This is a genomic window from Streptomyces sp. NPDC055400 (assembly GCF_053644375.1).
Genome location: NZ_JBSHLM010000045.1, coordinates 1 through 1,928, shown reverse-complemented (window position 1 = coordinate 1,928; position 1,928 = coordinate 1). Strand labels below are relative to the sequence as shown.

1 protein-coding gene is annotated in these 1,928 nt (G+C 65.5%); it reads right to left on the bottom strand.

Translation table 11 applies throughout. From position 1 onward, the window contains the following. Window positions 1–1,290: group II intron reverse transcriptase/maturase (gene ltrA, locus ACWIGU_RS44830; protein WP_454407707.1), on the bottom strand; the 1,290-nt coding region annotated here is incomplete at its 3' end. Window positions 1,291–1,928: the final 638 nt, after the last annotated feature.

Genomic DNA, 1,928 nt, shown 5'->3' with positions numbered 1-1,928 from the left:
CTTCCGGCCCGTCTTGGGGTGCTTGCGCTGGACCCATCTCCAGACCGTGTGCCACATGTAGTTGCGCAGGTAGGAGAAGGTTGCGAAGGACACCCCGGGACGGAAGTAGGCGCACCAGCCCCGCACTGCCGGATTGATCCGGGCAAGCAGGGCGTCGAGCGGCTGGTTCGTGCCGACCTCCCGGCACAACGTCTTGACCTTGGCCATGACGGCCCGCAGGGCTTTCTTGGCCGGGTAGGTGTAGACGTAGGACCGGTTGGTGCCTGGCTTTCGGTGGCGCTGGATGTGCCAGCCGAGGAAGTCCAGGCCCTGCTCGATGTGGGTGATCAGAGTCTTCTCCGGCGACAGGCGCAGGCCCATCGTGGTGAGGACTTCGGCGATCTCTTCGCGTAGCGTTTCGGCGTCTGCCTTGGTGCCGTGAACCATCAGGCACCAGTCGTCCGCGTACCGGACCAGCCGGTAGTTGGGCAGACCTCGGCGTCGACGCCTCCGGCGCTCGTTGAGATCAGTTCCGGCACCTCCCGCAGCCCGGGCGATGTGTTCGTCAAGGACCGAGAGAGCGACGTTGCTGAGCAACGGCGAAAGGATCGAGCCCTGCGGGGTTCCGGTGTCGTTGTCCCGCAGCAGACCGTCCTCGCTGAGGATGCCCGCCTTGAGGAACGCCTTCACCAGGGCCAGGACGCGTTTGTCCCCGACGCGTGCCCGCACCCGCTCCATGAGAGCGGTGTGCGAGATCTCGTCGAAGCAGGCCTTGATGTCGCCTTCCACGATCCACTCATACTTCTTGGACGTGAGCAGACGTACCTCCGCCACCGCGTCATGAGCCCGGCGGTTCGGGCGGAACCCGTAGGAACACGGGAGGAAATCCGCCTCGAAAATCGGCTCCAGCACCAGCTTCAAGGATGCCTGCACCACCCGGTCGGTGATCGTCGCGATCCCCAGGCGGCGCAGCTTGCCGCCCGCCTTGGGAATCATCCGCTCCCGCACCGGCATGGGCTGGAAACTACGGTCCTTGATCTGCGACCGCAGCACGTCGAGGAACTCCTCGACACCGACCCACAGCGCGATGGACGACGCCGTGCGTCCGTCCACCCCGGCCGTGCGTGCACCCTTGTTACCCCGCACCCGATCCCAGGCCACCAGCAGGAAGCCGGGATCGGCAACGAGATTGAACAGGTCGTCGAACCTGCGATGAGGGTCATCACGAGCCCAACGGTGCAGCTTGGTCTGGATCTTCAGTACCTGACGCTCCGCCTCATACAAGGCGCGCTCCAGCTCGTCGGTATTCACCGGCGACTCTCCCGACATTCCAGTACTTCGGCCACTGACTTGCTGGCCCCCTTTGCCCTGCGACCGGCTTTCCCGGTCTCCACGACGGGTCGTTACTCCCGCGACTACTACGGGGCCTCCGCCCCACCCACGGCCATCAGTCGGCTACGGACCTGCCCACCGCCGAACTGGCTGTCCAGCGGCTCGGGCAACCGCGGATGGTTCCCACGTTCACCACACAATCGATCGGTCAGGGAGACGCCCAGCTCTACTCCGGCAACATCGCCACGCCAACGCCGCAGGCATTCAACGTGGCCTCCCCACCGGAACAGGAAATCCGGCTTCGGAGTTGACCCACCCGTCCGAGGACGAGCAGGTCACGCGCTGCATACCGGCCCGTATCCACCAGGTTTGAGTCGGCTCGCTGCTTACGGAGCTTCAACCACTGGTTCGCTTTCGCTGCACCTTCTGACCTCGCTAGACGGGCCCGCACCGTCCGGTAGTCCCGGCACGTCCCGCCGTTGTCGGGGCTGCTTGCCACCCTCCCCGGCGTTCCCCGGATCAGACTGCCCCCAGCTTCACCAGACCGCTGCGACGGCCCGGCGGAGAAGGTCTTCCACCTCCACTCGATTGCGTAGCGCCTCGTGGCGCACACCTGT